Source organism: Coleofasciculus sp. D1-CHI-01 (genome assembly GCF_040218875.1).
GTDB lineage: Bacteria > Cyanobacteriota > Cyanobacteriia > Cyanobacteriales > Coleofasciculaceae > Coleofasciculus.
In genome coordinates this window covers 26,467-52,655 of record NZ_JAVJQP010000184.1, presented here as the reverse complement: position 1 = coordinate 52,655, position 26,189 = coordinate 26,467, and the positions used below count along the sequence as shown (strand labels likewise).

Annotated in this window: 21 protein-coding genes and 1 pseudogene; 12 read left to right on the top strand and 10 right to left on the bottom strand. The window is 46.5% G+C overall.

Going from position 1 to position 26,189, the window contains the following annotated elements:
* Positions 1 to 360, bottom strand: a pseudogene (locus RIB93_RS31290) (SagB-type dehydrogenase domain-containing protein); the annotation flags it as partial.
* Positions 361 to 1,073: 713 nt separating this feature from the next.
* Here RIB93_RS31290 and RIB93_RS31285 point away from each other — a divergent pair.
* From RIB93_RS31285 to RIB93_RS31275, 3 genes are read left to right on the top strand one after another with little or no spacing between them, the layout of a single operon-like run.
* Positions 1,074 to 2,129: a restriction endonuclease gene (locus RIB93_RS31285; RefSeq protein WP_446378997.1), complete on the top strand. Its 1,056-nt coding sequence runs from the start codon at positions 1,074 to 1,076 to the stop codon at positions 2,127 to 2,129.
* Between the two features lie 45 nt (positions 2,130 to 2,174).
* Positions 2,175 to 3,485, top strand: coding sequence for a DNA (cytosine-5-)-methyltransferase (gene dcm / locus RIB93_RS31280; protein ID WP_446378995.1), 1,311 nt, complete (start codon positions 2,175 to 2,177; stop codon positions 3,483 to 3,485).
* Complete coding sequence (locus RIB93_RS31275) at positions 3,440 to 4,033, top strand: nuclear transport factor 2 family protein (protein ID WP_446378993.1); 594 nt, start codon at positions 3,440 to 3,442, stop codon at positions 4,031 to 4,033. Before dcm ends, RIB93_RS31275 begins: the two co-directional genes overlap by 46 nt.
* Before the next feature lie 202 nt (positions 4,034 to 4,235).
* Here the strand turns inward: RIB93_RS31275 and RIB93_RS31270 are convergent, their stop codons facing one another.
* Positions 4,236 to 5,300 (bottom strand): potassium channel family protein, encoded by a 1,065-nt coding sequence (locus RIB93_RS31270; protein WP_446378991.1) that lies wholly within the window; start codon positions 5,298 to 5,300, stop codon positions 4,236 to 4,238.
* A gap of 92 nt (positions 5,301 to 5,392) precedes the next feature.
* On the opposite strand from RIB93_RS31270, the gene RIB93_RS31265 reads away from it, so the two are divergent.
* The gene (locus RIB93_RS31265) at positions 5,393 to 6,682 is read left to right on the top strand and encodes an ABC transporter substrate-binding protein (RefSeq protein ID WP_446378989.1); all 1,290 of its coding nucleotides are present in this window, start codon (positions 5,393 to 5,395) and stop codon (positions 6,680 to 6,682) included.
* A gap of 304 nt (positions 6,683 to 6,986) precedes the next feature.
* Here RIB93_RS31265 and uvrC read toward each other — a convergent pair whose 3' ends face one another.
* A complete protein-coding gene (gene uvrC / locus RIB93_RS31260) occupies positions 6,987 to 9,014 on the bottom strand; it encodes an excinuclease ABC subunit UvrC (RefSeq protein ID WP_446378987.1) in 2,028 nt (675 codons plus the stop codon).
* Positions 9,015 to 9,178: 164 nt separating this feature from the next.
* On the opposite strand from uvrC, the gene RIB93_RS31255 reads away from it, so the two are divergent.
* From RIB93_RS31255 to RIB93_RS31245, 3 genes are all read left to right on the top strand, one after another.
* Positions 9,179 to 10,000 (top strand): protease complex subunit PrcB family protein, encoded by an 822-nt coding sequence (locus RIB93_RS31255; RefSeq protein WP_446378985.1) that lies wholly within the window; start codon positions 9,179 to 9,181, stop codon positions 9,998 to 10,000.
* A 333-nt stretch (positions 10,001 to 10,333) separates the two neighbouring features.
* Positions 10,334 to 10,468, top strand: coding sequence for a hypothetical protein (locus tag RIB93_RS31250; protein WP_446378983.1), 135 nt, complete (start codon positions 10,334 to 10,336; stop codon positions 10,466 to 10,468).
* Between the two features lie 143 nt (positions 10,469 to 10,611).
* A complete protein-coding gene (locus RIB93_RS31245; protein ID WP_446378981.1) occupies positions 10,612 to 11,184 on the top strand; it encodes a hypothetical protein in 573 nt (190 codons plus the stop codon).
* 36 nt (positions 11,185 to 11,220) lie between these two features.
* Here RIB93_RS31245 and RIB93_RS31240 read toward each other — a convergent pair whose 3' ends face one another.
* Positions 11,221 to 13,455 (bottom strand): caspase family protein, encoded by a 2,235-nt coding sequence (locus RIB93_RS31240; protein ID WP_446378979.1) that lies wholly within the window; start codon positions 13,453 to 13,455, stop codon positions 11,221 to 11,223.
* Between the two features lie 359 nt (positions 13,456 to 13,814).
* Between RIB93_RS31240 and RIB93_RS31235 the strand changes: the two genes are divergently transcribed.
* Positions 13,815 to 14,375 (top strand): cyclic nucleotide-binding domain-containing protein, encoded by a 561-nt coding sequence (locus RIB93_RS31235; RefSeq protein WP_446378977.1) that lies wholly within the window; start codon positions 13,815 to 13,817, stop codon positions 14,373 to 14,375.
* A gap of 124 nt (positions 14,376 to 14,499) precedes the next feature.
* On the opposite strand, the gene psb35 is transcribed toward RIB93_RS31235, so the two are convergent.
* Positions 14,500 to 14,709: a photosystem II assembly protein Psb35 gene (psb35, locus tag RIB93_RS31230; protein ID WP_446379004.1), complete on the bottom strand. Its 210-nt coding sequence runs from the start codon at positions 14,707 to 14,709 to the stop codon at positions 14,500 to 14,502.
* Positions 14,710 to 14,736: 27 nt separating this feature from the next.
* On the opposite strand from psb35, the gene RIB93_RS31225 reads away from it, so the two are divergent.
* The gene (locus tag RIB93_RS31225) at positions 14,737 to 14,958 is read left to right on the top strand and encodes a hypothetical protein (protein ID WP_446378975.1); all 222 of its coding nucleotides are present in this window, start codon (positions 14,737 to 14,739) and stop codon (positions 14,956 to 14,958) included.
* A gap of 88 nt (positions 14,959 to 15,046) precedes the next feature.
* Here RIB93_RS31225 and RIB93_RS31220 read toward each other — a convergent pair whose 3' ends face one another.
* On the bottom strand, positions 15,047 to 17,329 hold the full coding sequence (locus RIB93_RS31220; RefSeq protein ID WP_446379002.1) for a transglycosylase domain-containing protein: 2,283 nt from the start codon (positions 17,327 to 17,329) through the stop codon (positions 15,047 to 15,049).
* Positions 17,330 to 17,646: 317 nt separating this feature from the next.
* Positions 17,647 to 17,928 carry a hypothetical protein gene (locus RIB93_RS31215; protein ID WP_446378973.1) on the bottom strand — a complete coding sequence of 94 codons (282 nt, stop codon included), beginning with the start codon at positions 17,926 to 17,928 and terminating at the stop codon, positions 17,647 to 17,649.
* A gap of 550 nt (positions 17,929 to 18,478) precedes the next feature.
* Between RIB93_RS31215 and RIB93_RS31210 the strand changes: the two genes are divergently transcribed.
* The gene (locus tag RIB93_RS31210; RefSeq protein ID WP_446378971.1) at positions 18,479 to 20,092 is read left to right on the top strand and encodes a B12-binding domain-containing radical SAM protein; all 1,614 of its coding nucleotides are present in this window, start codon (positions 18,479 to 18,481) and stop codon (positions 20,090 to 20,092) included.
* A 41-nt stretch (positions 20,093 to 20,133) separates the two neighbouring features.
* Entirely contained in the window at positions 20,134 to 20,427 is a 294-nt protein-coding gene (locus tag RIB93_RS31205; RefSeq protein ID WP_446378969.1) for a DUF2288 domain-containing protein, read from the top strand.
* Between the two features lie 340 nt (positions 20,428 to 20,767).
* Here RIB93_RS31205 and RIB93_RS31200 read toward each other — a convergent pair whose 3' ends face one another.
* From RIB93_RS31200 to RIB93_RS31190, 3 genes are all read right to left on the bottom strand, one after another.
* Positions 20,768 to 21,382 carry a YdcF family protein gene (locus RIB93_RS31200; RefSeq protein WP_446378967.1) on the bottom strand — a complete coding sequence of 205 codons (615 nt, stop codon included), beginning with the start codon at positions 21,380 to 21,382 and terminating at the stop codon, positions 20,768 to 20,770.
* Between the two features lie 381 nt (positions 21,383 to 21,763).
* A complete protein-coding gene (locus RIB93_RS31195; RefSeq protein ID WP_446378965.1) occupies positions 21,764 to 22,384 on the bottom strand; it encodes an LAGLIDADG endonuclease in 621 nt (206 codons plus the stop codon).
* Between the two features lie 414 nt (positions 22,385 to 22,798).
* Positions 22,799 to 23,899, bottom strand: a complete 1,101-nt coding sequence (locus RIB93_RS31190) for a tocopherol cyclase family protein (RefSeq protein WP_446378963.1) — start codon at positions 23,897 to 23,899, stop codon at positions 22,799 to 22,801.
* Between the two features lie 391 nt (positions 23,900 to 24,290).
* Here RIB93_RS31190 and RIB93_RS31185 point away from each other — a divergent pair, with 391 nt between their 5' ends.
* On the top strand, positions 24,291 to 26,132 hold the full coding sequence (locus RIB93_RS31185; RefSeq protein ID WP_446379000.1) for a fatty acyl-AMP ligase: 1,842 nt from the start codon (positions 24,291 to 24,293) through the stop codon (positions 26,130 to 26,132).
* Positions 26,133 to 26,189 lie beyond the last annotated feature (57 nt).

Sequence of the window (26,189 nt, the reverse complement as noted above, 5' to 3'; positions counted from 1 at the left end):
TAATATAGAAGTGCCACGGGAAATTAAATACACTTCCGCCGGATACAATCCCCCGGCTGAAGGTGCCGCCCTTAAATAAACCGGAGGTCCAATCATGGTTGCCATCTTAGCCGTTAAGCCATAGCTGCACAAGAGCAACCGTGACAACCGCCACCAACTTTTACCGGGTTCCTGGGTAAACGCCTGGGGATCTTCTTTGAGATAAGGCTTTAGATCAATGGTCGTCCCTAGTTTATACTCTTTAAAGGGGATCGGTTGATTGTCCCAGTCTAATCGCTTATTTTTGGACGCGATCGTCTCCGGATCATATTTGGTGCGCTCGTGATAATGTTGCGCGATCGATAATTGGGGGTTGGACATAGTTTTTTCAGGATAGTGTTCGCTCTGGCTTTTATCTAGAAGTTTTTAATATAGCTATCGTTATCCTAATTTGTAGCTGGTATATCTCGTAAATATGCAACATGGGCGGGGTAGTTGATATAGGAGTTAACCATTTCCAACCTCAATAATAAAACATTTCTACATAGAACACCAAACCGACTTTCATGATTATAGGATAAAAAAATATCGTCCTTTGGATACCGAGAAACCCAGTTGATTAGCCCTGATTTTGAAGACTTGACTGATACTCTCAATCCAGATTTCTTATAGCATACAAACTGTTATTTATCAATTTAAGTCAAGCATTAAATATAAATCTTGATAATCCTTAAAAAAAAGTTAGGAAAAATGTAGCTGTCGCTACAATACCTTACAATTAATACAGGGATTTAATCATAAATCTATAGTGACCTGTTTTTTTCGCCGTCATAATGTTGATTTTTCTAATGCTTATGTCGATTGTTCAACCATTTATCCAGATGGACATCGACATGATTGTAAAGCATCTGGTTTAAACTGTGAATCAGAGGCTTAAACCAGGAAATCAATTTCCTGGCTAAAAGCTAAAGTAAGCTAAAGCTTACTATATTTAATTTTTCAATCCATTTTTTTTAGCTTAAATTGTCAAAACTCATTTTAAAAATAATTATAATTATTTTTAAATAAATTGTCCTTAAGGTAACAAACAATTGATGATGAATCCAAACTATCGAAGAAGTGTTGAGGAACTCAAGGAAGTCGCTTCTATGTTCTGGCCCTCAGAGTTATCAGATAAGGCAGCGACACTGAGTATCATTCCAAAACTTTTAGAAACTCAAGAACAGTTTATTTCAATCCTCAATGTAGATGTGTCAACTTTAGAAGATTTTTTCCAGGTTATTGATGGTGCAAGTCTGAAGGGTAGTCTTTTCCTAAAACACCTAATGGTGCTGAGTGATGTTGGAGCAGAAATGATAGATCGATGGAATAGTCAATTTGAATCATTATTTCCACTTAAAAAGTTGAGCTATTTATGGAAAGGGCGAAAATTTGAATATAAATTTAATCAATTGCCACTTCCCATAAAAAAAATTTCCAATAAAAAATTGGGAATTTCTGGTGAAAAATTGCTCACAACACCAAAATTGGATAATCTCAGCAAGGATGTAATCGCTATTCTCCTATTTGGCGCTTATTCAGATAATGAAACAACTGCTAGTATTTTAAAAAAATGTACAATGTCTGACTATATAGGTCAAGCTAAAAAACTAAACGACTATATCAAGCAAAGATATATCTGGGTAAGCCGAATTACTGGTGGTGCTGAAGCCAACAATCTAGGTCAAATGGCACAAGCATTTGTCAAAAACTATATTGAGGATAAATTCAAAGATTCCGAGTTTTCTGCTCTCACCTTTAATGTCAATGGATCTGTGCCTGGTGTCACGCATACTGATGAGAATACTAATCGACCTACAAGCTTTGATTTAGTTGTTAATTATTGCAATAAATATGTCGCTGTAGAAGTTAGTTTTCAAGTTACAACCAACAGCGTTATTGAACGGAAAGCAGGTCAAGCAAAATCGCGGTTTGAGCAAATTGAACGAATGAATTACAAAATTGCATACGTTCTTGATGGAGCAGGAAATTTCCAGAGAGAAAATGCTCTCAAAACAATATGCTCACATAGTCATTGCTCTGTTGCTTTCTCTCCCACAGAGCTTGATGTTTTATACCAATTTATTTTTAATTATTTTAAATCCCAATAAATTTATTATAAATGATATAGTAAAACAAACTGATTAGAATTATCTATGTCAAGCCTAACCAAAATTCGGTTTATTGATTTATTTGCAGGGATAGGTGGGATGCGCCTAGCCTTTGAACAAGCTGCTGATTCCTTAAACTGCAAAACTGAATGTGTTTTAGCAAGTGAAATCAGTCCAGAGTGTCAATGGGTTTACCAAGATAATTTTAACCATGAGGTCTTAGGAGATATCCGGGCAATTAACCAATTACCGCCCCATGACTTTTTATTGGCAGGTTTTCCTTGTCAGTCTTTTTCCTACGCGGGGAAGAAGGCAGGATTTGGAGATACGAGAGGAACATTGTTTTTTGAAATATTGAGATTAATCGATACCTGTCAACCTCAAGCATTAATTTTTGAAAATGTTCGTGGTCTTTATAGTCATGATCAGGGAAAAACTTTAGCAACAATCAAACATGAAATTAAACGCCGAGGATATAGCTTCGATACATTTCTATTAAATAGTGCTAATTTTGGATTGCCGCAAAACCGGGTTCGCCTGTACATGGTCGGTATTTTAGGAGCTTCACCTAAATTCGAGTTGATTTCTGATGTGGGCCCCCCCGATTCCCATTCTTATAATTGTCAACAGCTATCCTTATTTAATCCCTTGAGTAAACCTGTTGCCGTGGCTGATATATTAGAAGATAATCCTGATTCTAAATATGATTGTTCGTTGGAGTTTGTTGAAGCTCTAAAAAATCGGTTAAATAATAATTTAAATCAATTGCATGGTCGGCGGCTGATTGATTATCGTGGCGGAAATTCTCTGCACTCCTGGGAACTGGGTTTACGGGGAAAATGTAGTCCAGAAGAAATTGAGTTAATGAATCGTTTTATTCTGAAGCGCCGCAATAAAGTATTCGGTCGTAATCAAGATGGTAAGTTGCTTAGTCGAGAGCAAATCGCCAGCTTTTTTAATCATCCCCATCTCGACCAGGTTCTTGACTCACTCGTGGCTAAAAAATATTTACAAATTGTTGATGGTAAATACAAACCTGTATCAGGGAACTTCTCTTTTGAAGTTTACAAATTTTTAGATCCCCGAAAAATATCAGTCACGTTAGTTGCTAGCGATGCCAATCGATTAGGAATTTATCACAATGATCGTGTTCGGAGAATAACACCGCGAGAAGCCGCACGTCTCCAGGGATTTCCCGATGAGTTTATTTTGCATAGTAGCGATGATAAAGCGTACTATCAGTTGGGCAATTCTGTCAGTATCAATGTTGTGAAAGCTGTCGCCCGCGACGTTATTTTGAATACATTATCATGTCAAAGTACCAACAAACGTCGGATAACGCTAAACTCTCTATGAAGGCTCATCACCTAGGTTCCTCAACCGAACCTACAACATGGACATGTACCGTGATTCTCGGCGCGATCGCGTTGGCTATTTTGAGTTACTCTAGCTTTACAGGGAGTGCAGTTGCGGCTAATCTGCATTCCTGTTCTGATTTATCGAAGGGTAGTATTATAACGATGATTTCACCAGATACCAAACCCATCGAATCAACGATTCCAGAACTGATCCAACGGCAAGCGCAAGCTTGGGAAACGGCTGATTCAGATAAGATTATCGCTGATTTTGCCGAAGATAGTGTATTTATTGTTCCCGGTTCTCGATTCAGAGGTAAACAGCAAATAAAAGCAGCAGCAGAGGATTATTTTGCTCAAGTTACAGAAACTAAAATTACCATTAATACCATAATTGTTCAGGGAAATAAAGGAGCTGTAGAATGGATTTGGCGTCAACGGAACAAAGAAACAGGTGAACTGTCAAAAGTTGAGGATGCCATTATCTTTGAACTTGACCAAGGAAAGATTACATACTGGCGAGAATACATGGATAATAAATCTCAGTAGTCGGATTTTCATTAAAGTTAACGGTTGAGAACAGGGAACAGGGAACAGGGAACAGTAAGGATTTGAGACTTCTTAACATTTCCTAGTACAGCGTACAGAATTTATCCAGGTACTTAAAATATGACGAATGACGAATGACGAATGACGAATGACCAATGACCAATGACAATCCCCGCCGTTAACTGTTATTGCACCAAGCTACTTAACCATGTTTAGGTCGTCGTACCCAGTGAGAACGCAGGGGACTGAGGACACGGTTAAGTAGACGAATTTGTTCGGCTGTCCCCATGCAGATGAGTACATCTCCAGAGAGTAGGGGGGTTTCACCATTAGGTCCAGCAATCAGATTGCCATCGGCGCGGCGAATTGCCAAAACTAATGCCCCGGTTTGCGATCGCAAATGGGCTTCCCGTAGGGTTTTTCCAATAAAAGGACAGCTTGAGGGGTCAATCAGAAACTCTTCCATGTAAAATGAACGATCAGCCCCGGTGATAATCCCATCGACAAAGTCCATCACCTGGGGTCTCAGGGCAGCTGATGCCATGCGTTTACCCCCGGTGATGTAGGGAGACACCACAGCATCTGCACCCGCACGTTGAAGCTTTTTCAAGGCGTCTTCCGAACTCGCCCGGGCGATGGCGCGGATTTTGGGATTGAGGGTTTTGGCAGAGAGGATGGTATACAAATTTTCCGCATCAGAGGGTAGCGCCGCCACCAAACAAATTGCCTTGTCGATACTAACCGCCTGTAGGGTACTATCCAAAGTAGCATCCCCTTGGACAACAATGTAACCCAACTCCCGCGCCTCTTCTATCTGATCAGCTTGAGAGTCGATCGTGACAAACGGAATCCCCTCAGCCTTAAATTCTAGGGCAATCTGACGCCCTGTACGACCAAAGCCGCAGAGGATATAGTGGTTGGTTAAGGTATCAATCAAGCGTCGTCGTTGCCTCAGTCGAATTCCTTGTTGAAAGTACCCTTGAATCAGGGCTTCTGTAAAGCGATTGACAATATAACCAATGGCGATAAGACCCATTAAAATCAGGGAAATGGTGAACAGGCGTCCGCGATCGCCCAGAGGATTCGTCTCTCCATAACCAACCGTCGCCAGAGTAATGATCGTCATGTAGGCAGCATCTGACCATGACCACCCTTCCACCAGTTTGTACCATAGCGTACCAATGAGAGCGACTCCCAAGAGGGCAAGCCCACCACCAATCAGTTCTTTCCGCAAACGTTGATATTTCTCTTCTAGAGTTGAGTACACGCAGATGAATGATTGATAAATGTTCCCATCATTAAGCTATTTTCACAGTAAAATAAAATTTTTGCATTGCGTCCCTGGAGTAGAAAGAACGGATGTTCATCCCAAAAATCGGTAAGCTGACCTGTTTATGCCTGAGTTTATTGATCCTGTTAACGGCTTGCAATCTTCCAGGAGAACAGTCAAACCCAACCGTGACACTCATGGGTACGCTAACCGGGAAAGGCATTCAAGAAGTGCAACAAGTGGTAGCCCCATTTACCGAGGCGACGGGGATAAAGGTGAAGTATGAGGGAACGGATGCGTTCACCACGGTTTTACCGGTGCGGGTTGACGCCGGAAATCCACCGGATCTCGCCCTGTTCCCCCAACCCGGTTTAATGGCAGACTTTGCCAAAGATGGGAAGCTGATACCCATTGAACAAATTTTGTCGCCCACCCAATTGTCAGAAGCCTTTTCTCAGAACTGGCTCAACTTAGCGCGGGTTGATGATACCCTCTACGGTATCTGGTATCGGATCTACCTGAAAAGTTTGGTCTGGTATAGCCCAGCCGCCTTTGCCGAAAAGGGGTATCAAATCCCCACAACCTGGGATGAAATGATGGCATTATCTGACCAAATTGTGGCAGATGGGGGCGTTCCGTGGTGTATTGGTTTCGGCAGTGGTGAGGCAACGGGTTGGGTGGGAACCGACTGGATCGAGGATATCATGCTGCGAACCGTGGAACCCCAGGTTTATGATCAATGGGTGAACCACGAAATTCCCTTCACTCATCCAGCGGTTAAGAATGCCTTTGAAAAATTTGGTACGATTGCTTTAAATCCTGACTATGTGGTCGGGGGTAAAACGGGTATTCAGAGTATTTTCTTTGGGGATTCACCTAAACCACTTTTCGAGCAACCGCCTGGATGTTATATGCATCACCAAGCCACGTTTATTTCCTCGTTTTTCCCCGATGATGTGGTGTTGGGAGAAGATGTTGATATTTTTATACTTCCCAGTATTGAGCCAGACTTAGGTGTGCCGTTGTTAGTGGGAGGACAAATCATCGGCATGTTTAATGATACCCCAGAAGCACGGCAGTTAATGGACTATTTAGTCAGTGTCCAACCCCATGAAATTTTAGCCGGAATCAAAGGCTCCATCTCACCCCACAAACAGGTTAGTTTAGAAGTGTATCCTGATCAGGTGACTAAACGTCAAGCGAAACTCTTATTATCTGACGATGAACTCATCCGCTACGACGCTTCGGATCTGCTTCCTGGAGCCGTAGGCACGGGGACATTCTGGACAGGTATTATAGATTATGTTTCCGGGAAAGATTTGGATCGAATTTTGCAGACTATTGAGGCAAGTTTGTCGGATGCAAAAGCTGGTAAGTAGGGGCTGCTGAATAAGTCTTGTGGTGGGGGTAGGAAGCAGGGGGAGCAGGGGGAGCAGGGGAAGCAGGGGGAGCTGGGGGAGCTGGGGGAGCTGGGGAAGCTGGGGGAGCAGGGGGAGCTGGGGAAGCTGGGGAAGCTGGGGAAGCTGGGGAAGCTGGGGAAGCTGGGGAAGCTGGGGAAGCTGGGGAAGCTGGGGGAGCAGGGGGAGCTTGAAGGATGCTACCCGATTTCCTTGAATCAAACCCTGTTTCAATAAAGATCAAAGTATTGATGGGTTTTGCGGTTTTGGCTTTGTGCAGCAAGCCCTATGGATGAAAATAGGAATAAATATCTTCGGCTAAACGCGAACCAATTCCCGGAACTTCAGCAAGCTGTTGTACCGATGCTTCTCGAATATAATCAATGGAACGAAAATGTGCCAATAGCTGTTTTTGACGGGCAAATCCTAATCCGGGAATTTCATCTAAGCGAGAACGGCGTAATGTATTACTGCGTTGCTGGCGATGGAAACTTACGGCGAAACGATGCGCCTCATCGCGTAAACGCCTTAATAATTGTACCCCCGGTTGTTCAGCATCTGTGGGGAGGGGAAAGGATTCACCGGGGAGAAAAATTTCCTCCCGTTGCTTGGCTAAACTTACCACTCGAACTTTATCCAACAGGTTCATATCCTGTAATACCGCAACCACGGCGGAGAGTTGTCCTTTACCACCATCAATCATAATTAAATCGGGAAAATCATTAGAGATTCCCTGTTCTCTGGAAAGGGCGGGTTTAGTTAGGTTATCGGTTTGTGGCGAAATGGTATCAGTCAAACCCGCCCCTACATCGGGGTTTTCCTGGTGGTTGGAAAGGGCGGGTTTAGTTAAGTTATCGGTTTGTGGCGAAATGGTATCGGTCAAACCCGCCCCTACATCTTTATATTGGCGAAAACGGCGACGAATGACTTCTGCTAAACTGGCAAAATCATCGGAATGACCAATGGTTACTGTAGGATTTTTAATCTTATAGTGACGATAATGTTGCTTCGCTGGCGTCCCATTAATAAACACCACCTGAGACGCTACTGGATTCGCCCCCTGAATGTGAGAAATATCATACCCTTCAATCCGATGCGGTAAATCCGGTAAATCCAAAATTGCGGCTAAATCCTGCATCGCTTTAGTATTGCGGTCAGCGAATTTCTGCGTCCGTTCCAACTCATACTTCGCATTCCGTTCCACCATTTCAATTAATTCGGCTTTGGTTTGGCGTTGGGGAACGATAATTGTCACTTTCCGCCCTTTTTGTTCACTTAACCAATCTGCCAATAACTCGGTATCGGTTAACTCATGCTGGACTAAAATTTCACTGGGAATTTCTACAGCGTCAACAGTTTGATAATGGTCTTCTAATACCCGTTGTAAAATTGCCCCTAGTTCAATTCCCCCTGATGGAACTTCAGCAAAAAATCCCAATCGTCCAACTAATCGACCGGCACGAATCTGGAATAATTGAATACACGCATGATCGGCATCTGCCGAAAGCGCGATCGCATCCCGTGATACGGTATCATCGGGTAGGGCAACTTTTTGGTCAGCACTCAGGGCGTTCAACCCCTTTATCTGATCCCGAATTTTCGCGGCTAACTCAAAGTTCAGCGCTTCCGCTGCTTGTTCCATAGTCCGAGTTAGAATATCAATCAGTTCCCCCGTTCGCCCTTGAAACACCATCGCTATTTTTTGCACGGTATGGCGATACTCCTGCGGTGAAACAAGCTGTTGACAAACCCCCGGACAACGCCCAATATCATAGTTCAGACAAGGGCGGTCTTTAAACAAGGGACGAGGGCGCTGACGTTGGGGGAAAATCTGCTTGAGTAGGTGTAATGTGCTTCGCAGTAACCCGACATCCACATAAGGACCATAATAGCGATCCTTTTCCTTTCTCAGGTTACGCTTGCGGGTAATAAAGATACGCGGATAGTCCTCTGACCAAGTAATACAAATATAGGGATATTTCTTATCATCTTTGAGCAGCACATTAAAATACGGCTGATGCTGCTTGACTAAATTCGCTTCTAATGCTAATGCTTCGGCTTCCGTATCGGTAACAATAAACTCAATCTCCGCCACCTGACGCACCATCATGGCGATACGGGGACTCAGGGGTTGGGTGTTACGGAAATAGGAACGAACGCGCGATCGCAGTTTCTTTGATTTACCAATATAGAGGATGCGATCGCTCCCGTCACGCATTAGATAAACCCCAGGTTCTGCTGGGATTTCTTTCAGGCGACGTTCTAGGCGATCGGGATTATTGACTAGAGGGGTTACTTTAGTCGAGGATATCACAGATACTGATCATCTCGCTTACTCATCTTAATCTATATGATAAAACCTTTTTTTAATTCATGAGACCAGGAACATTTCATTAGGACAAGAGGTCAAAGCGGAAGTCTGACAATTCAAATGCTTAATCTTTTAATATCTTGTCACAACTATTAGGAGTTTTCTCAATGAAAAAACTACTCATGATTGCCGCCAGCCTATTTATAATATCAGCAGAATCGGCTCAAGCTTGTAGTTGTATGCGAGCTACCCCTGAGCAACATTTTGAATCGGCTAATGCTGTCTTTTCGGGTCGAGTTGTTAATGTGATCACTCCCCGCCGAACTCACCAACGTCCCCAATTCTCTTTCCCGCAAAAACGAGTCATGTTTGAAGTGTCCGACGTTTGGAAAGGACAAGAAAGACGCCGATTAATGGTGATGACATCCGATTCCAGTGCGAGTTGCGGTTTCAATTTTACGGAAGGAGAATCTTACCTCGTCTATGCCTCACGTTCAGATAATCGCTTAACCACATCCCTGTGTAGTGGCACAAAACTATTAAGCCAAGCCCAAGAGGATTTAAGCATGTTAGAAGACCAAGAAATCCCATCCAATACTGTTGCGTTTGAAACCTTAGAAAAAAGCTGGAATAGTGGACTAGCAGAACCCTTTGAGACAGTCATTCGCGATCAAGCGACATGGGAGCAATTTTGGGCGAATCTTCATTCAATTGATAGACCAACGCCATCTTCTCTAAATGTTGACTTTACTGAAAACATGGTGATTGGAGTTGGACTAGGGAATAAACCCAGTGGTGGCTATAGTGTTGAAATTAAAGATATTCTGATCAAGGATGATAAGCTGGTGATTAACGCTGTGGAACAGCAACCGGGACGGAACTGTGGCACAACAATGGCAATTACTCAACCTTATCACCTAGTTACGGTAGAACAATCCGATTTACCCGTTAAATTTAACCGTCAAACTGAGATAGTGAACTGTGAGTAATGTCAAGAAATGAAACAGGGAATAGGGAATAGGGAATAGGGAATAGGGAATAGGGAACAGGGAACGGTTTGGGTCTGGTGGGTTACGGCGGATAGAACATTTAACGGTTATTTCTCTGATTAAATATCCGCCTAACCCACCCTACAATTACTGTGAGTAACGTCAAAAAAGGGAATAGGGAACAGGGAACGATTTTTCCATGACTTAAACCCCATTACTCTGCTGTATCAGTCAAAAAGTGTATTCGGTTTGCTCATATCCAGGTTTTTTCTGACGAAAACTCTGCGTCCCTCTGCGCTTACCTCTGCGTCCCTCTGCGTTAAAAAAAATTCCATGCTACCGGACTTAATGTCAGATAGAGAAGGGTCTGGTGGGTTACGGCGGATAGAACATTTAATGATTATTTCCCTAATTAAATATCCGCCTAACCCACCCTACTGGTGTGGCACACCTTATTTAATGAATTAAGCATTAGCCCGGAAACTGTAGGGGCGCAAGGCTTGCGCCCGATTCAATGGTGAAATCTATTCAACAATTTTAGCTGTGTCAGTCCACTACAATTACAATAAAGTAATTAGGGCTTAATCAAAGCGTTTTCTATCCTGTTTTCTATGAATACCCCAGCGCACATCATTATTAATATGCTATGCCTAGGACGTCAGGATACTTCCAGTATTCTCACTCCAGTCATCATCGGTGCATTACTCCCTGATGCCCCGATGTTTGTGTTTTACTTTGTGGAAAAAGTGATTAAGGGGACACCGGAAATGACAATTTGGCGAGAAGCGTATCACCAAGAAAACTGGCAAAATTTTATTGATATTTTCAATTCTATTCCCCTCATTGTCTTTGGCTTAGTTCTTACAGGCTGGTTGGGTTCCCAGATTGGCATAGTCTTTTTCTCCAGCATGTTTTTACATATTGTCGGTGATTTTCCGCTGCATCATAATGATGCCCATCGGCATTTTTTCCCGTTTTCCAATTGGCGGTTCCAGAGTCCGGTTTCCTATTGGGACCCGAATCATTATGGCACTATTGTCACTATTCTGGAAATTCTCGCTGTTATTATAAGCTGTGTTGTGCTAGTCCAAAGTTATCAATCGATGACAGGTCGAATTAGTGTCGGGCTAATTGGGGTTTCCTATTTAGCCTATTTTATTTATGTTTTTACGGTTTGGGTTTAGAGTTGATAATCAGCATTACTCTTCTACCCTTGTAATTCACTCAATCACCTCAATCATTGCTGAAAATGCCGCTAGCTTCTGGGTATCTACGCCACGAATCCCGCGTGAAATTTTAATCCCAGCCCCACGGGAGTGGCGATCTAAATCATTGACAAATGCTTCCATTACTTCAACGGGTTCATCTTCGGCTAACAGTAAGGGTTGACGAAAATCGGCTTTTACGGTTCGGGCAATTTTCTGCACGCCCTTCAGCGCATCCCGCAACGGTTCTGTACTGGCTAATACTAATAGTTCCACAAAACCAACTCCGTCTAAAATAAAGTGAAAATCATCTTCTCGCGGTGGATTACTTTGAGGGGGTACAATTAAATGCTGTCCGGGTGTGACTAATGCCGCATCTTCTGGGGCATCCCAATAGGGAAATAACACGACAATATCCCCATTAGAACCGATCGCTAATACTCCCACATAGATGGCTTGACTCTCGTGGTTTTGCACCTCTATCTGAATTTCCGTGTTCTGTTTAAAGCTAGTCTTGGCGATGGTTGTGGGAATTACCCCGGCATTTTCCGCCGCCCGACTCCCCGCCCGAATCCCTAATCCGCCGCCCACCACAGGCTGAATCGTCATCGCCACATTTAAGTTAGAGGTATCACTGTTGAGAACTAGATGCAATATCCGCCCCGCCAGTAACGCCTTTAAACGGGGGCGCAGGCGATTAACGGCTGCAGCTACTGACTCTCCCAACATGCCAAAGGAATCGGGAACCGGAATTAATCCCGCCGTAAATACCCCCAAACTGCCCACGGGGGGTAATGGGTTCATTTCTTGGTGTTGCGCCTGAGGGATAGCCTCATTCGTCATCCGCCCGATAATATAATCCACTACAGCCTCTTGATTCATTGGCACCACCGTTACCCGACGCAGCGACTGTAGGGCGGTACGGGCGGCTGAAATATTCTCTCCCAGTGAGGGATGAAGTGCTACCCGTAAGCTTAAATCAGCCGGAACTCCTCGTACTCGTTCACGCATTAACATCCCCTCTCCAGGAATCGCCCGCCCTTGCGATCGCATCTTCCCATACCCCACTAAACCAACCCGTGAGGTTTGTTCCACTTCCCCCTGGATTTGTCCCTGTTGATTAATTAGTGTAAAAATCGCCCCCTGTTGAAATGCATCCAAGCTTTGAGACGAGACTCCCCCCAACCAAAACTCTACGCGATCGCCCTCTATGTTTCTTACCACGGCTTCGGCGGCTGGAGTTGAGGGTTTTAGAAGGTAAATCGGTTCCTGTTCGCGATCGCTCCCTGGCTTCACCTCATAAACTGGATCTTGGACAATACCCGAAGAATTCGCCACATCCTTGGTACTTCGCGCCAAATTCACAAACACCGTACTCAACGGTTCACTCATCGGTTGTTGCCAAAGATATCGCGTCAGCAAATAGGTAAACGCCCCGGCGTGAAACTCCCCGAATGGTGCATCTGTAGCCAATTGGTTCCGCGCCGCCGAACCCAGCGCCACCCCCTTAGCAATCCCCTGCTGACGCCGTTGCTGAAATTGTTCTGGGGTTAAATTCAACCGGGATAACCACTGTTGCTGATACTCAAACTCCTCCTGACTGGCTTGATCATCCCCACCCCCCTGGCGAGATGGAACCGCCCTAACTAAAAAGTTTCCCCGCAATCCTCCCCCAGAATGGCAGCTATCCATGACGACGGTAACGTTTTCTGTGTTTAAGGCGGACATCCACAGAAACAGAGTTCTGCCCATAATATCCCGCGCCTTCCCCGCCTCTTTCCCGGTTTCAATCTGACGATTATTGGGAACTATGGTGCTATTCAAACCATCCGGGTTAATCGGGTTGGGGTCAATCACTCGTGAACCATGTCCAGAGTAGTGAAAAACCACCACATCTCCCGGTTTTGCCTGTTGAATTAAATGGGTTTCAACGGCGTCGATAATGCCTTGACGGGTGGGTTTAATCGGGGTTTCATCGGTCACCATGAGAATATCGTGGGGATTAAACCCGAAGCGTCGCACCAACAATTCATACTGCAACTCCACATCGGTTAAACATCCCTGTAATGTGGGGATAGGGGCGGGATAATTATTCACGCCCACCAATAGTGCCAATTTGCGGGGAGTGCTTTGGGCGAGAACTTGGGCGTAGCGATTTGCTTGATGGATAAAGTCTAATTGGCTCAAACCCACCGTAGCGAGAGTTGATCCGGCTAATTGGAGAAAATGACGGCGCTTGAGTTTCGGCATAATGCAATGCTTCCCTTAATTATCGGTCTATGATCGAGCAAGACAGGTATGGGGGGGCTGACGTTTCCCTGCACCGGGAATTCTGGCAGACAACTACAGAAAGAGCGATCTTGCTTTTAGCAAAAGCTATAATTCTAACCAATCCGGCAGGTTCTCACCCATCGCCGTTCTGGGATAGACAGTTGTTGATAAATTCACCTATCTCTGATTGGCTTTAGGTTATGCACTTATGATTACGTTCTGTAAATATTTCTCAAATCCTTGCCAACGACAACAGATGTAGCTTGCTGGGATAGAGGCGAGTACTACCAATAACGAATAACAAATGACAAATGACAAATTACAAATGACAAATAATGATGAAAAAAGTATTTTTTTTACTCGGTGAACTAAATGACGATGACATGGATTGGATGCTCGCTGTGGGACACCGAAAGGAAGTTACCCCAGGAACCATCCTAATTGAGGAAGGTAAACCCATCGATACCCTGCTGATTCTGCTAGAAGGAACGTTATCGGTATCAGTTTCAGCCTTGCAAGGCAAGACAATCGCTCGATTAACCAGTGGTGCGGTTGTCGGGGAAATGTCTTTTGCGGATACTCGTCCTCCCTCGGCTACAGTTCAGGCGGTGGAAACCTCTCTGATTTTATCCATTCCGCGTCATCATCTCCTGGAAAAACTGCAAAAAGACCAAGGATTTGCCTCACGCTTCTATCGTGCGATCGCGATTTTTCTGTCTACTCGATTACGGGGTACAGTGCGATATCTGGGTTATGCCAAAACCGATTGGCTTAAGGACGAGAATGAGACTGAAGAGTTATCCCAAGAAGTCGTTGATAATGTACCCCTTGCCCAAGCCCGATTCGATTGGCTACTGAGGCGTTTGCGAAATAATGACCATGCGGTGCTTCCAGATTGATGGGGACTCTAGGTGCGGAGGGGTTACAGGTGTAGGGGAGCGGGGGAGAGATTGTCAACCTATGTATTATCGAATACATCTTTGCTGCAAGCCCCTCCCGATTTAAAGTTTAGCCTTTATTCCTTTATTTCTGTTGGCTGGAATTCTCTGGCGTATCAACCTTGGGTACAATGTCAGGACGATCTTTATTTTCCCAACCGGCTGGACGCTTGGAGTTATACCAGGCGATAGAGCCGAGGACAACAGCGGCGATAAAGCCGATCACATAGACCAATGTAAACGAGAATGGAAATTCAGAAGCTTGAGCCGCTCCTGCTTCCATCAATAAATTCAAATACATAGATTCACTCCTTATCCTATTTTGGCTATCCTATCAAAACTTTCAGGAGTATCTATCACCCCTGAGACCGAATTGCACTCAGATGGGGGAGATGGGGGAGATGAGGGAGATGAGGGAGATGAGGGAGATGGGGGAGATGGGGGAGATGGGGGAGATGGGGGAGATGGGGGAGATGAGGGAGATGGGGGAGATGGGGGAGATGAGGGAGATGGGGGAGATGGGGGAGATGAGGGCGGGTTTTGAACCAACGTTATCGTCAATAGTGAAACGAAAGTCCCTAAACCCGCCCCTACACATCATGTCATGCTCTTGAAGGTCGTGAAGGAAAACCTTACTCCTCAGACGCAGGAGGAGCAGTGACTGGTGCTGGTGCAGGTGCTGGCGCAGCCGGAGCGGGTGCTGGTGCAGCTTTGCGCGAGGCTGGAGGCGCTGGGGGCGGTGCCATAGGCGCTGGGGCTGGTGCTGGGGCTGGCGGAGCCGAAACCGCTGCAGGTTGAGCTGGGGCTGGGGCTGGGGCTGGTGGAGCGGGTTTGGGTGCAGGTGCAGGTGCTGACCGTCTGGGTGGTGGGTTGCTGGGTGCTGTGTTGCGAACCGGGGCTTGGCGACGGGAGGAACGGGCGGGTGCAGGTTGGCTCCTAGTGTTACTGCGACTACTACTGCGGCTGTTGGTTGAACGTCGTGGGGTATAACTACGACTGGTGGAACGAGAGGTTGAGCGTCTGGTGGTCGAAGCGCGGCGGCTTGTCCGTCTTCTGCTAGATTGAGTCTGGTTTGTCTTCTTGGTATAGGTTTTTTTCGGCTCGATTGGCTTGGCTTCAATCGTCCCTTCCCGACCATCGAGTTTATCCGGTCGATCCGGAAAGTCTTCCGCCCTCATATTTTCGACGGCTTCTTCCATGAACTCATGCCAAGTAATGGCGGCGGTGCTACTTGCTCCCCAAGTCGGTTTATTATCATCATTACCCAGCCAAACGCCAGTCACCAGTTGGGGAATATACCCGATGAACCAGAGGTCACGGGCTTCGTCTGAAGTGCCTGTTTTGCCCGCTACGGCGCGATCGCGTAACTGAGCGTTCCCCCCTGTTCCGGAGGTTACCACATTGCGAAGCATCCAGGTCATAATGGCGGCGGTGTCTTCGTCTATGGCACGCTCGCGTTGGATCTGTTCGCGATAAATCACCTTACCCTGTCGATCCAGAATGCGGCGAATCCCATGGGGGTGGACATGTACGCCTTGAGTGGCTAACGTGCCATAAGCACTGGTCAACTCCAGTAAATTCACTTCTGACGCCCCCAACGCCAAGGAATAGGTTTTGTTGAGGGTCGATTTAATGCCCATTTTCTCGGCAATTTCCACTACCGGGTCCCAACCCACCTTGATTAAGGTTTTCACTGCCACAATGTTAACCGAATTGGTCAGAGCATCCCGAATCGAAGTCCAACCGCGAAAGTTTTCACTATAGTTCTTGGGTTCATAACCATCAACGACAAAGGGGGCATCCTGATAACTTTGATAGGGAGAGAAACCTGCCGCGATCGCGGTTGTGTAAACAAATGTTTTAAATGTCGAACCCGGTTGGCGTTGTGCCTGCGTCACCCGGTTAAATTGCTGATCTAAAAACTCCTTACCCCCAACCATGGCTTTGATTTGACCATTACGCGGATCAATTGCCACTAATGCGGCTTGTTCAAACCGTTGGTATTTGCCATAAGTTTCTATGGTTTCTGCCACCGCCGCTTCTGCTGCTACTTGCCACTGGGGATTGAGGGTGGTTTCTACAATCAATCCCTTTTTACCCAAAACATCGGCGGGAACATATTTCGGCAGTTCCTGTTGAATATATTCGGTAAAATAAGATGCTTGTCGGTCTAAGCGCTTGGGTTGGCTGCGCTTTGTCCGGAGAGGAGTCGCGATCGCGGCGTCTGCTTCCCCCTCAGTAATATACCCATTTTTCTGCATCCGGCGCAGCACCACATTCCGCCGCTCTTGGGCTATTTTTTTATTAATAAAGGGAGAATACTCGCTCGGTGCGGGTGGCAATGCTGCCAAGGTTGCCATTTCCGCTAAGGTCAATTCTGTGACGGGTTTACTAAAATACACCCAAGCTGCATCCGCGACGCCATACGCCCCAGACCCCAAATACACCAGATTCAAATAGCGCTCCAAGATTTGATCTTTCTCCAAATCTTGCTCTATTTTTTGCGCCATCCGCATTTCTTTGAGCTTGCGCCCTAGGGTTTGTTGCTGATCAAAATAGACAATCCGTGCCAACTGCTGGGTAATCGTACTGCCGCCTTCCACCACATCTCTGGCTAACAGATTCGAGAACGCTGCCCGGACAATCCCTTGGTAATCCAGTCCACTATGATTTTCAAAGCGTTGGTCTTCTATCGAAATAAACGCTTGTTTCAGCCTGTCCGGAATTTCCCATACTTTCAGATTATCGTGAGTCGCTGGTCCAATTTGCTGGAGGATTGTACCATCAGCGGCTTTTACGGTAATCGTCTCATCCCGGATATAGGTCAGCACATCATCCGTGGACTCTGGTAAGGTTTCTTCCAGGGCTTGCCAACCCAAACCGAAAGCGATCGCACCACCACTGATCCCCACCATTCCTATCCCCACCCAAAACTTACGCCGACGATAGATAGGAGGGGGTCCGACAAATGACTTAACCAGGGTACTCGGAATTCCCTTGATCCCATTTATCGTCACCGTTACACCCCGTCGGCATCGTCTCACCAGACCTACCCGTGGTGACGGTTTTGGCTGGGAGTCTGGTTGAATCTGATCCTCTGAGGCAGCCTGGGTTGGTTGTTCCGTTACCGCCTCCGAATTCAACTGACTTGATGGATCTTCGTGCTTTGGGATAGAATTTGACACTTGAACTCCTCAATTAAACCACAAGCCGCCATGACCTTTTGCTTATTTTAGGGCTTGGGATCAAAATTTGCCGGATGGATGAAGCCAAGCTTCCTTCTCAGTAAAATCCCGATGCGTAAGACTTGGCAATCTAGCGTCATCCTAGCATCGCTTTCGTTGGCGCTGAGGTGTCCCAGGCGTGCAATCGATTTTGTCTGCCAATGGTTATCATTTTTTGTTTTTAAGCGGTTTAAGTCACTCCAGCGCTCAAATTGTATCTCAACTATTGGAAAAATCCCACCGTACCCAGGGATACTGGGATTAGGGCAAGTTCCGACAGAGGCGATCATTGGGGTGATTTCACTCTTTCTCGTTAACCCAACCCTAGCGCGATCGCATGAATTATTTATCCCGTAGGGTGCGTTAGGCGCTGGCTTGGGTTTAGTTAAAAAATTGAGGATTTTATCGCCGTAACGCACCGTTTTCGGTTGGGATAGTGCGTTACACTTGCGTTTTCACACCCTACAGCGATCGCACTTCTATTTTTACCCATTTATTACGATAGAGGCTTGACTTTGGCTAATTTCTTAGGTACTTATTGATATTAAGGTTTAAATGCCGAACAGCTTACTCATCACTTCAAAAACACAGAGTACACAGATAAGGAAATGGCACAGACAGAACATTGAATCGTGAGGGACACAGATTCACACAGACAACTAACTAATTTCCCCACAATCATCTTTTTCTCTTTTGCCTCCCCAGAACTAACGTTTCTGTGAAATCAGTGCTATTAACCCCCCAACGCCCCACCCTTACCCTCTCCAAAAATCCGTGAAATCAGTGTGCCAGATTCTTACAATAGAAAGGCACAAACCTCATTGCCACAAAACGCTGCTTGTGACTGCTTCTGCCTTTACCGCTGAACGCCTACTCTTTACACCCACTACCCCAGAAATCGATGCTATTCCCACCATCTTTGCCTTCCCCAATGACTACACCGTAGGTATCACCAGCTTAGGTTATCAGGTGGTTTGGGCAACCCTAGCCGAGCGATCTGACCTTCAGGTGAGTCGCTTGTTTACCGATTGCCATGAACCGTTGCCCAGACAAGCCGAATTACTCGGTTTCTCTGTATCATGGGAACTCGATTATGTCAACATATTGACCCTGCTAGAATCCTTAGAGATTCCGGTACGATCCGCGCCACGGGATGATCACCATCCCCTCGTGTTTGGTGGCGGACCCGTACTAACCGCCAACCCTGAACCCTTTGCTGATTTCTTTGATGTGATTTTGTTAGGGGATGGGGAAACCCTATTAGGGGATTTCATTGACGCTTATAAACAGGTTCGCCACGCTGATAGAACCGAAAAATTGCGGCATTTAGCCCAAGTTCCAGGGATATATGTTCCCAGTCTGTATACCGTAACCTATCAGGATCAAACAGGCGCGATCGCATCCATTCAACCAGTTGATTCCCAGATTCCCGCCACCGTCACCAAGCAAACCTATCGCGGTAATACCTTATCCGCCTCCACCGTTGTTACCGAAAAAGCCGCTTGGGAAAATATTTACATGGTGGAAGTGGTACGCAGTTGCCCAGAAATGTGCCGTTTCTGTTTAGCTAGTTATTTAACCTTGCCCTTTCGCACGCCGAGTGCAACCGATTCTTTGATTCCAGCGATTGAACGCGGATTAAGGGTAACTAAGCGGATTGGCTTACTGGGGGCGTCGGTGACTCAACATCCAGAGTTTGAAGTCTTGCTGGATTATCTGGCAAAACCGGACTATGATGATGTCCGCTTGAGTATTGCTTCCGTGCGAACTAATACCGTCACGCCCAAGCTAGCCGAAACCTTATCGAAACGAGACACGCGATCGATTACCATTGCCGTGGAAAGTGGTTCGGAACGATTACGGCAAATTATTAATAAGAAATTGCATAATCAGGAGATCATCCAAGCGGCAATTAACGCCAAGGCTGGGGGATTAAAGGCACTCAAGCTGTATGGGATGGTAGGTGTTCCCGGCGAAGAAATGTCCGATGTGGAACAAACCGTAGCCATGATGCAGGCGATCAAAAAAGCCGCCCCAGGTTTGCGCTTAACTCTGGGATGCAGTACCTTTGTTCCCAAAGCCCATACCCCCTTTCAATGGTTTGGCGTGAATCCCGCCGCCCAGAAGCGGTTAAAGTATTTGCAGAAAACCTTGCGATCGCAGGGGATTGACTTTCGCCCGGAAAGCTATAACTGGTCAGTAATTCAGGCATTAATATCCAGAGGCGATCGCCGATTGTCAGAGTTATTGGAATTAACGCGGCATTATGGCGACTCCGTGGGAAGTTTTCGGCGGGCGTTCAAGCAGTTAAAAGGCAAGTTGCCAGAATTGGATTTTTATGTACATGATAATTGGTCAACAGAGCAAATACTGCCTTGGAGTCATTTACAAGGGTCTTTACCTCAAGGTACATTATTAAAACATTTGGATGCGGCGATGTCTATTAGTCATTAGTCATTCGTCATTCGTCCTTTGTTTATGTCCTTCGATAACTCATGCAAGATTTAAAAGCTGAACTCGCCCAATCTGTCGATGAAGCCGCCTGGGATTGGCTGGTTCCTCACGCTAAACGAGATGTGGTGATCGTGGTGAAGCCAGAGTTAGATATACTTGATGTTGGAGTCGCGATCGCGAATGACGATACCTTGTCTGTTCAGTCTTGGATTAGTCACCAACAGCTTCACAAACCGTTTGCTAATCAATTAGTCGATTGGAATAGCGATCAAAGTAAACGTTTTCAAGCTTTGATTGTACAACCCTATGTTTTAGTGAAAGAACTCGCCGCCTAAAACATTGCTGGGTTCAACCTCAATAAACGGTTATGTTCCAGACGTGTCATAGAACGTCTGTACCAAGCCATTGTAGGGGCGGGTTTAGGGACTGTAGGGGCGGGTTTAGGGACTGTAGGGGCGGGTTTAGGGACTGTAGGGGCGGGTTTAGGGACTGTAGGGGCGGGTTTAGGGACTAAGGTCAGCTATTGTTGAAATAACGGAACAACAAAACCCGCCCTCCTCACCACTAACGGAACAACAAAACCCGCCCTCCTCACCACTAACGGAACAACGGAACAACGGAACAACGGAACAACAAAACCCGCCCTCCTCACCGATAAATGAACTCTCATAAGTTCTATTTTTTCAGGAAATTGGATGTCTGACCCAGAGTAGCGCCAGTATGTCCAGTCGTCACCCACAATAACGCTCTTGCACCATCCCGCAGGGATTTCTCAATCGGTTCCGGATTACGTCCTAACGACACCGGGACAGGTTTAATCAAGATCCCGCGACTGCCAAATACAATTTCACCAATTACCTGCGCCCGCAGCATGTGATCGTCCGCTGTAATCAAATAGACGCCATCGATACCTTGGGCTTTCAACTCATCCACCAACGTCGTAAAATTTGTCACCGTATCGGTAGCGCGGCGATCAATATGGAGGCGGTTACGGGAAATTCCGGCTTTGGCGAATACCTTTTCGGTGTACCAGGATGGACTACCGGAAGATACCCAGATATGGAGATCCGGATGCTGCTGGGCGAAATCCGCCGCAAACAGTTCTCGTTCTTCTTCTCCCCCTAAAACCAAAATAGCTTCCGGCTGGATCAAATAACTTTGAATTTGCTTATAGCCACAGAATAGCGAAACCGCCAAAATCGGCATCAGCCAGGATAATAATCTAACCTTAGAGCGCCGCGATCGCGAAAACAAGTATCGCCGTTGACGCACAGAAATCCTCAAAAGCATGAATAAACAGATGAATCAGGTGGTATCAAGGAGGAGCGCTCTTTTAGGCGGAACCTGGAAATCCCCCAACATAGCAAGATACCAGTCTAAAGGTACGCTTAACCGCAATGCAATCCATTACTGGAAAAGTTCTACGATCCCCTCAAAACTTTCCACTCTAACCCTCTGTTAGTCCGTACAGATTTTGATACTCTCCAACTTCCAGACGCGCCATGGCACGTCTCTACATGCTCCTGGAGCAATCTCAGCCGAAAACTTTTCGGTCTACTGATATTCTATTAATGACGGGACTGGCCGGATTCGAACCGGCGACCTAGCGCTTCAGATTGGTGTGAGTTTCCTCACTCTCTGGACTATCCCTTCACCTTTGGCTTGTCGCCTTTAGGTGGTAGCCGTTCTGTTTAAGGACGTTTGTATTTTATAGAGCATACTGTCGTGGATGTAAGGACGAATGAACGCTAAAAACCGTTTTCCTTCCTTCGTTCCCATTCGCAGACGATAAAGTCCTTTGGCTTTACTTAACCCCCACTTAAATCCCCAAACCTCGGCAAAATAAGCAACAATGATCTCATTTTGTTCTTTAGAGAGATAAGTATTCAGCTTAAGCGTTAAAGCGTGAACCTTTCCGTCTTTTTTTGGGAAGGACTTAGACCCATCATCCATAAACCAAATCGCTATTCCCTGGGGGGTTAAGACATTCAGGAACGTTCGCGTGATTGTTTTCGTTCCCGCTTGATAAAGCTTCTTAACTAAGACCCGTGTCAGGGGAATCAACTTGGGGTCTAGGCGAATTTGGTCATAGCCCTTTGTTGTACTCCAGCGTCGGAGACTGACTGATTTACCAGTTATTTGTTCGAGAAGCTCTTTTTTAAATAAGAGATACTCCTCATGCTTGGATGAATTCTGGATAAAGAAATTTTGTTGATTTCTTTTTCCATCACCTAATAACAGTCCAGCCAGAATACCGCGTTGCTCTACTTTCGATGAGACATTGTAGTCCATCTTTTATTGATGTCCTTAAACCAGTCTCTGCACCTTCCGATTCCTTTTTAGAGTGGAGTTTTGCCAGATTGACTTAAACTCAAACGAATCGGCTTGGCTCAAGATTACCGTATCTGGGATCAGACTTAGGCTTCCTTGAATTTGACTACATTCACTCGTCAGGTTTCCCTGGCGGTGCCCGATTTTTCAGGAGGCGCTTGCTCTATCCATCTGAGCCACAGCCCCATTTCAACTCAACTATTATACCCAATCCTTTCTCTCTAGTCATTTGGTCGGGGCGGGTTTTGCAGCTAAGCTAGGGATAACAATCAATATTAGTCCCTAAACCCGCCCCTACACACAGACGTGCCATGGCACGTCTCCCCCAGCTCCCTCCGCTCCCTCCGCTCCCCCAGCTCCCCCAGCTCCCCCTGCTCAGGAAATCCAGGGCAATTTCGCCTCACCTATCCACGCCTCATCCCAAGGTTCTCCACCCACTTCTAATCCGCAAAGTGAGCTATGGGCGTTGAGAATCGTTTTCGTGGTTCTCCCATGTCGCGATCGCAATTCCAGCGTCAGCTCACCCTGCATGGTATCGCGGCAAATAAAGATTAACCCCTGTTCTGTTGGGGCGCGTAGGGGAGTACCGGGTCGATTGGTTGTACTCGTCAACTCAACCTCATAGTCAGCATTGCGGGCTTGCATTTGCCAGCCTCCCCAGGGCTGAATCTGCCAGCGTACCTCTGAATTCCAGGGAACGAATTCATAAAATTTGCCGTGATAGTGGATACCAATTAATGCGGCGGATTCCATCCACCACAGCACTCCTCGCCTACCGCCCCCCGCCGTGAGTGCTAAGTCGGGTTCATTATCAAAACTGTTGCAATTGAGCCAAAACCACTTTTGCGGAAAGGAACATCCCCAGTTTTTTTCGCCGTAAGCCGGAGCATTGGTAAACTCGTAGCGTTGACCATTCCATTCAATCCAACCCGTCGCCCAGCCGTGAGCCATTAAAATCTGCCAACCGGGTTCAAATATCTGAAAGGACGATAACCAGCCGGCTGTGGATTGCTGAGGCTCATCGCGACTCGCCCAACCATAGACAGGTTCAATTTGATAGCGCCAATGACAGTACTCCCCAGTAGCGGGATCACTAATTTTACCTTGATTCCAGGTGGCGGTGGCTTGATACCCTTGCTGGATGTGATGGTCAAAGGTTAGGGGATCTAGATATTTGGCGGGCATGGCTAAGTCCGTTTTGCCCCAATGTCCTAGGGCTAATGATGGGGGAGATGCCCAAAATTGCTCAACATCTGGAAAAGTACGGCAGAGGTAGCCATCCTCAGGACCCAAAACTTGAGCCGAGCCACCACTGTGGGGTTGACCGCCAATGGGATCTTCAATGGAATACATGAAGCCAAAGGTCTGACCCCAATCGGGTAAGGTGACTCGATAGTACCACCCTTCAAAGAAGCGAGAACTACTTCCATCCCAGTGATAGCCGCTATGGGGGGTTTGCAGGAGATTGGCATTCATTCGTTGAGGTAAGGTGAAAGGGGGCAGAGGGAGATGGGGAAGATCAGGGAGATAGGGGAGATAGGGGAGATAGGGGAGATAGGGGAGATAGGGGAGATAGGGGAGAATTTACAAATGACGAATGACGAATGACGATAAAAACTTTACCAAAACTTTATAGAGAATTAGTATCATTCATAAATATTAAGCCATAATGATCTAAAGCACTGGAAGAAGAATAATTATGTCACGTTTTGTTATCAATTTTTAAGATGAGTTAAATGTGCGTGCGGATCGGGGTAGCTGAGCTAAGGTGGCGAATCAAACACCGACTACGAATGGATGGAGCGATCGCGGCGACAAGGTCTTAGACTTAGCCCCAGCCAACTGCTTAGATAAGGTTATATCAAAGATGGTTCAAAACCCTGCTAGTTCTACAGTTTCCCTAGCTGAATTTTCGACACTGACAGAATTGCTGCGCTGGAGGGCGCTACATCACTCAGATAAATTAGCCTATAAGTTTCTCGTTGATGGCAAGCCAGACGGACCCGAACTCACATACACGGAACTTGACCGTTTAGCCCGGGCGATTGGCGCTTGGCTGCAACAGCATAGTAGCCAAGGTGAACGGGCGTTACTCCTCTATCCCCAAGGATTAGAGGTGATTGCTGCGTTTTGTGGCTGTTTGTATGGGGGAATTATCGCGATTCCGGTACCGCCTCCCGATGGGGGACGGATGAAGCGCACGTTACCCAGACTGCGATCGATTGTTCAGGATGCTCAAGCCTCGATTTGTTTAACTACAGGTCGAATTCTGTCTCTGTTGGAGAATGGACGGGAAGATTTTCCGGAATTTGACCAAATGCAATGGCTGGATACAGAAAAGGTGGATCTGAATCTGGCTGACGCATGGCAAGATCCCCAAGCAAGTCGGGATGATCTGGCGTATCTTCAGTACACATCAGGGTCTACCTCTACACCCAAGGGCGTAATGCTGAGTCACCATAACCTGATGTTCCATTCCGGCTCTCTGAATGAAGCCTGCGGCTACAATGCCGATAGCGCCACCGTGACTTGGATGCCCTACTTCCACGATTACGGGTTAGTTCAAGGCATGATCCAACCCCTCTATAACGGTACGCCCTGTTATGTGATGTCGCCCTTCTCCTTTATTAAGCAACCGATGCGCTGGTTAGAGGCAATTTCTCATTATCGGGCAACCCATAGCCAAGCGCCGAACTTTGCTTACGACTTGTGCGTGCGGCGGGCAAAACCAAAACAACTGGCAAAACTGGATTTGAGCAGTTGGCAAGCGGCGGGAAATGCGGCGGAACCGATCAACCCGAAAGTGATGCAGGCATTCTTTGAAACCTTTGAACAATGCGGGTTTCGCTGGAATGCCTTCGCCCCAGCGTATGGACTAGCAGAAGATACCCTGCTGGTATCCAGTAAGCCATTACTAACCCCGCCCGTTCTCTGTATCCTGGATGCGTCCGCCTTAGAAAAAAATCGGATTGTTCCCGTATCCAGCCCCCAAGAGGGGGTGAGGATGTTACCCAGTTGTGGGCGTCTGGTGTGTGAGACTCAAGTGGTTATCGCTAATCCTGATGCATTGACCCAATGTGACCCTGATGAAGTGGGGGAAATTTGGGTGAAAGACCCCAGTGTTGCCCAAGGGTATTGGCAACGTCCAGAGGCGACAAAAGAAACCTTTCAGGCTTATCTGACAGATACTGGCGATGGTCCATTCTTGCGAACCGGGGATTTAGGATTTTTGCGGGATGGTGAACTGTTTATTACGGGTCGGATTAAAGACCTAATTATTATCCGAGGGACGAATCATTATCCGCAAGATATTGAATGGACAGTACAAGCGGTTCACTCCGCCTTGCGTCCGGATTATGGGGCGGCATTTTCGATCGAGGCTGGCGGTGAGGAACGATTGATTACGTTGCAGGAGGTTGAACGTCGAACTCAAGATGTCAACTTTGAACAAGTACTTGGGGATATTCGCCAAGCTATTGCTGAAGAACACGAAATCCCGGCGTATGCGGTTGTCTTAGTTCAACCGGGAACGATTGAGAAAACCTCAAGTGGTAAAATTCAGCGCCGTGCGGCGAGAACCAAGTTCCTGAATGGAGAACTGGGTGTGATCGCGGATTGGAGCGAAAATCCGAAACTGACGAGCAAGTTCCGCACTCTCCAGGGAGAAGTCGATGCGTTGGCGCAGCAATTACAAGTTCCCAAGTCTTAGGGTTGGTGATTGGGGATTGGTGATTGATTAAAGATTGATGGCACCATCTTGGGGCGG

What these genes read in the sequence shown, in the direction of transcription:
- RIB93_RS31220 (WP_446379002.1), bottom strand. Translation starts at nt 17,329, where the DNA reads ATGGTGGGGATCAGTGGTGGTGCGATCGCTTTCGGTTTGGGTTGGCAA.
- RIB93_RS31190 (WP_446378963.1), bottom strand. Translation starts at nt 23,899, where the DNA reads ATGAATGCCAATCTCCTGCAAACCCCCCATAGCGGCTATCACTGGGAT.
- RIB93_RS31195 (WP_446378965.1), bottom strand. Translation starts at nt 22,384, where the DNA reads ATGGACTACAATGTCTCATCGAAAGTAGAGCAACGCGGTATTCTGGCT.
- RIB93_RS31200 (WP_446378967.1), bottom strand. Translation starts at nt 21,382, where the DNA reads ATGCTTTTGAGGATTTCTGTGCGTCAACGGCGATACTTGTTTTCGCGA.
- RIB93_RS31245 (WP_446378981.1), top strand. Translation starts at nt 10,612, where the DNA reads ATGAATACCCCAGCGCACATCATTATTAATATGCTATGCCTAGGACGT.
- dcm (WP_446378995.1), top strand. Translation starts at nt 2,175, where the DNA reads ATGTCAAGCCTAACCAAAATTCGGTTTATTGATTTATTTGCAGGGATA.
- RIB93_RS31275 (WP_446378993.1), top strand. Translation starts at nt 3,440, where the DNA reads ATGTCAAAGTACCAACAAACGTCGGATAACGCTAAACTCTCTATGAAG.
- RIB93_RS31215 (WP_446378973.1), bottom strand. Translation starts at nt 17,928, where the DNA reads ATGATCGCCTCTGTCGGAACTTGCCCTAATCCCAGTATCCCTGGGTAC.
- RIB93_RS31265 (WP_446378989.1), top strand. Translation starts at nt 5,393, where the DNA reads ATGTTCATCCCAAAAATCGGTAAGCTGACCTGTTTATGCCTGAGTTTA.
- RIB93_RS31205 (WP_446378969.1), top strand. Translation starts at nt 20,134, where the DNA reads ATGCAAGATTTAAAAGCTGAACTCGCCCAATCTGTCGATGAAGCCGCC.
- RIB93_RS31185 (WP_446379000.1), top strand. Translation starts at nt 24,291, where the DNA reads ATGGTTCAAAACCCTGCTAGTTCTACAGTTTCCCTAGCTGAATTTTCG.
- RIB93_RS31250 (WP_446378983.1), top strand. Translation starts at nt 10,334, where the DNA reads ATGCTACCGGACTTAATGTCAGATAGAGAAGGGTCTGGTGGGTTACGG.
- RIB93_RS31235 (WP_446378977.1), top strand. Translation starts at nt 13,815, where the DNA reads ATGAAAAAAGTATTTTTTTTACTCGGTGAACTAAATGACGATGACATG.
- RIB93_RS31240 (WP_446378979.1), bottom strand. Translation starts at nt 13,455, where the DNA reads ATGCCGAAACTCAAGCGCCGTCATTTTCTCCAATTAGCCGGATCAACT.
- RIB93_RS31285 (WP_446378997.1), top strand. Translation starts at nt 1,074, where the DNA reads ATGATGAATCCAAACTATCGAAGAAGTGTTGAGGAACTCAAGGAAGTC.
- RIB93_RS31255 (WP_446378985.1), top strand. Translation starts at nt 9,179, where the DNA reads ATGAAAAAACTACTCATGATTGCCGCCAGCCTATTTATAATATCAGCA.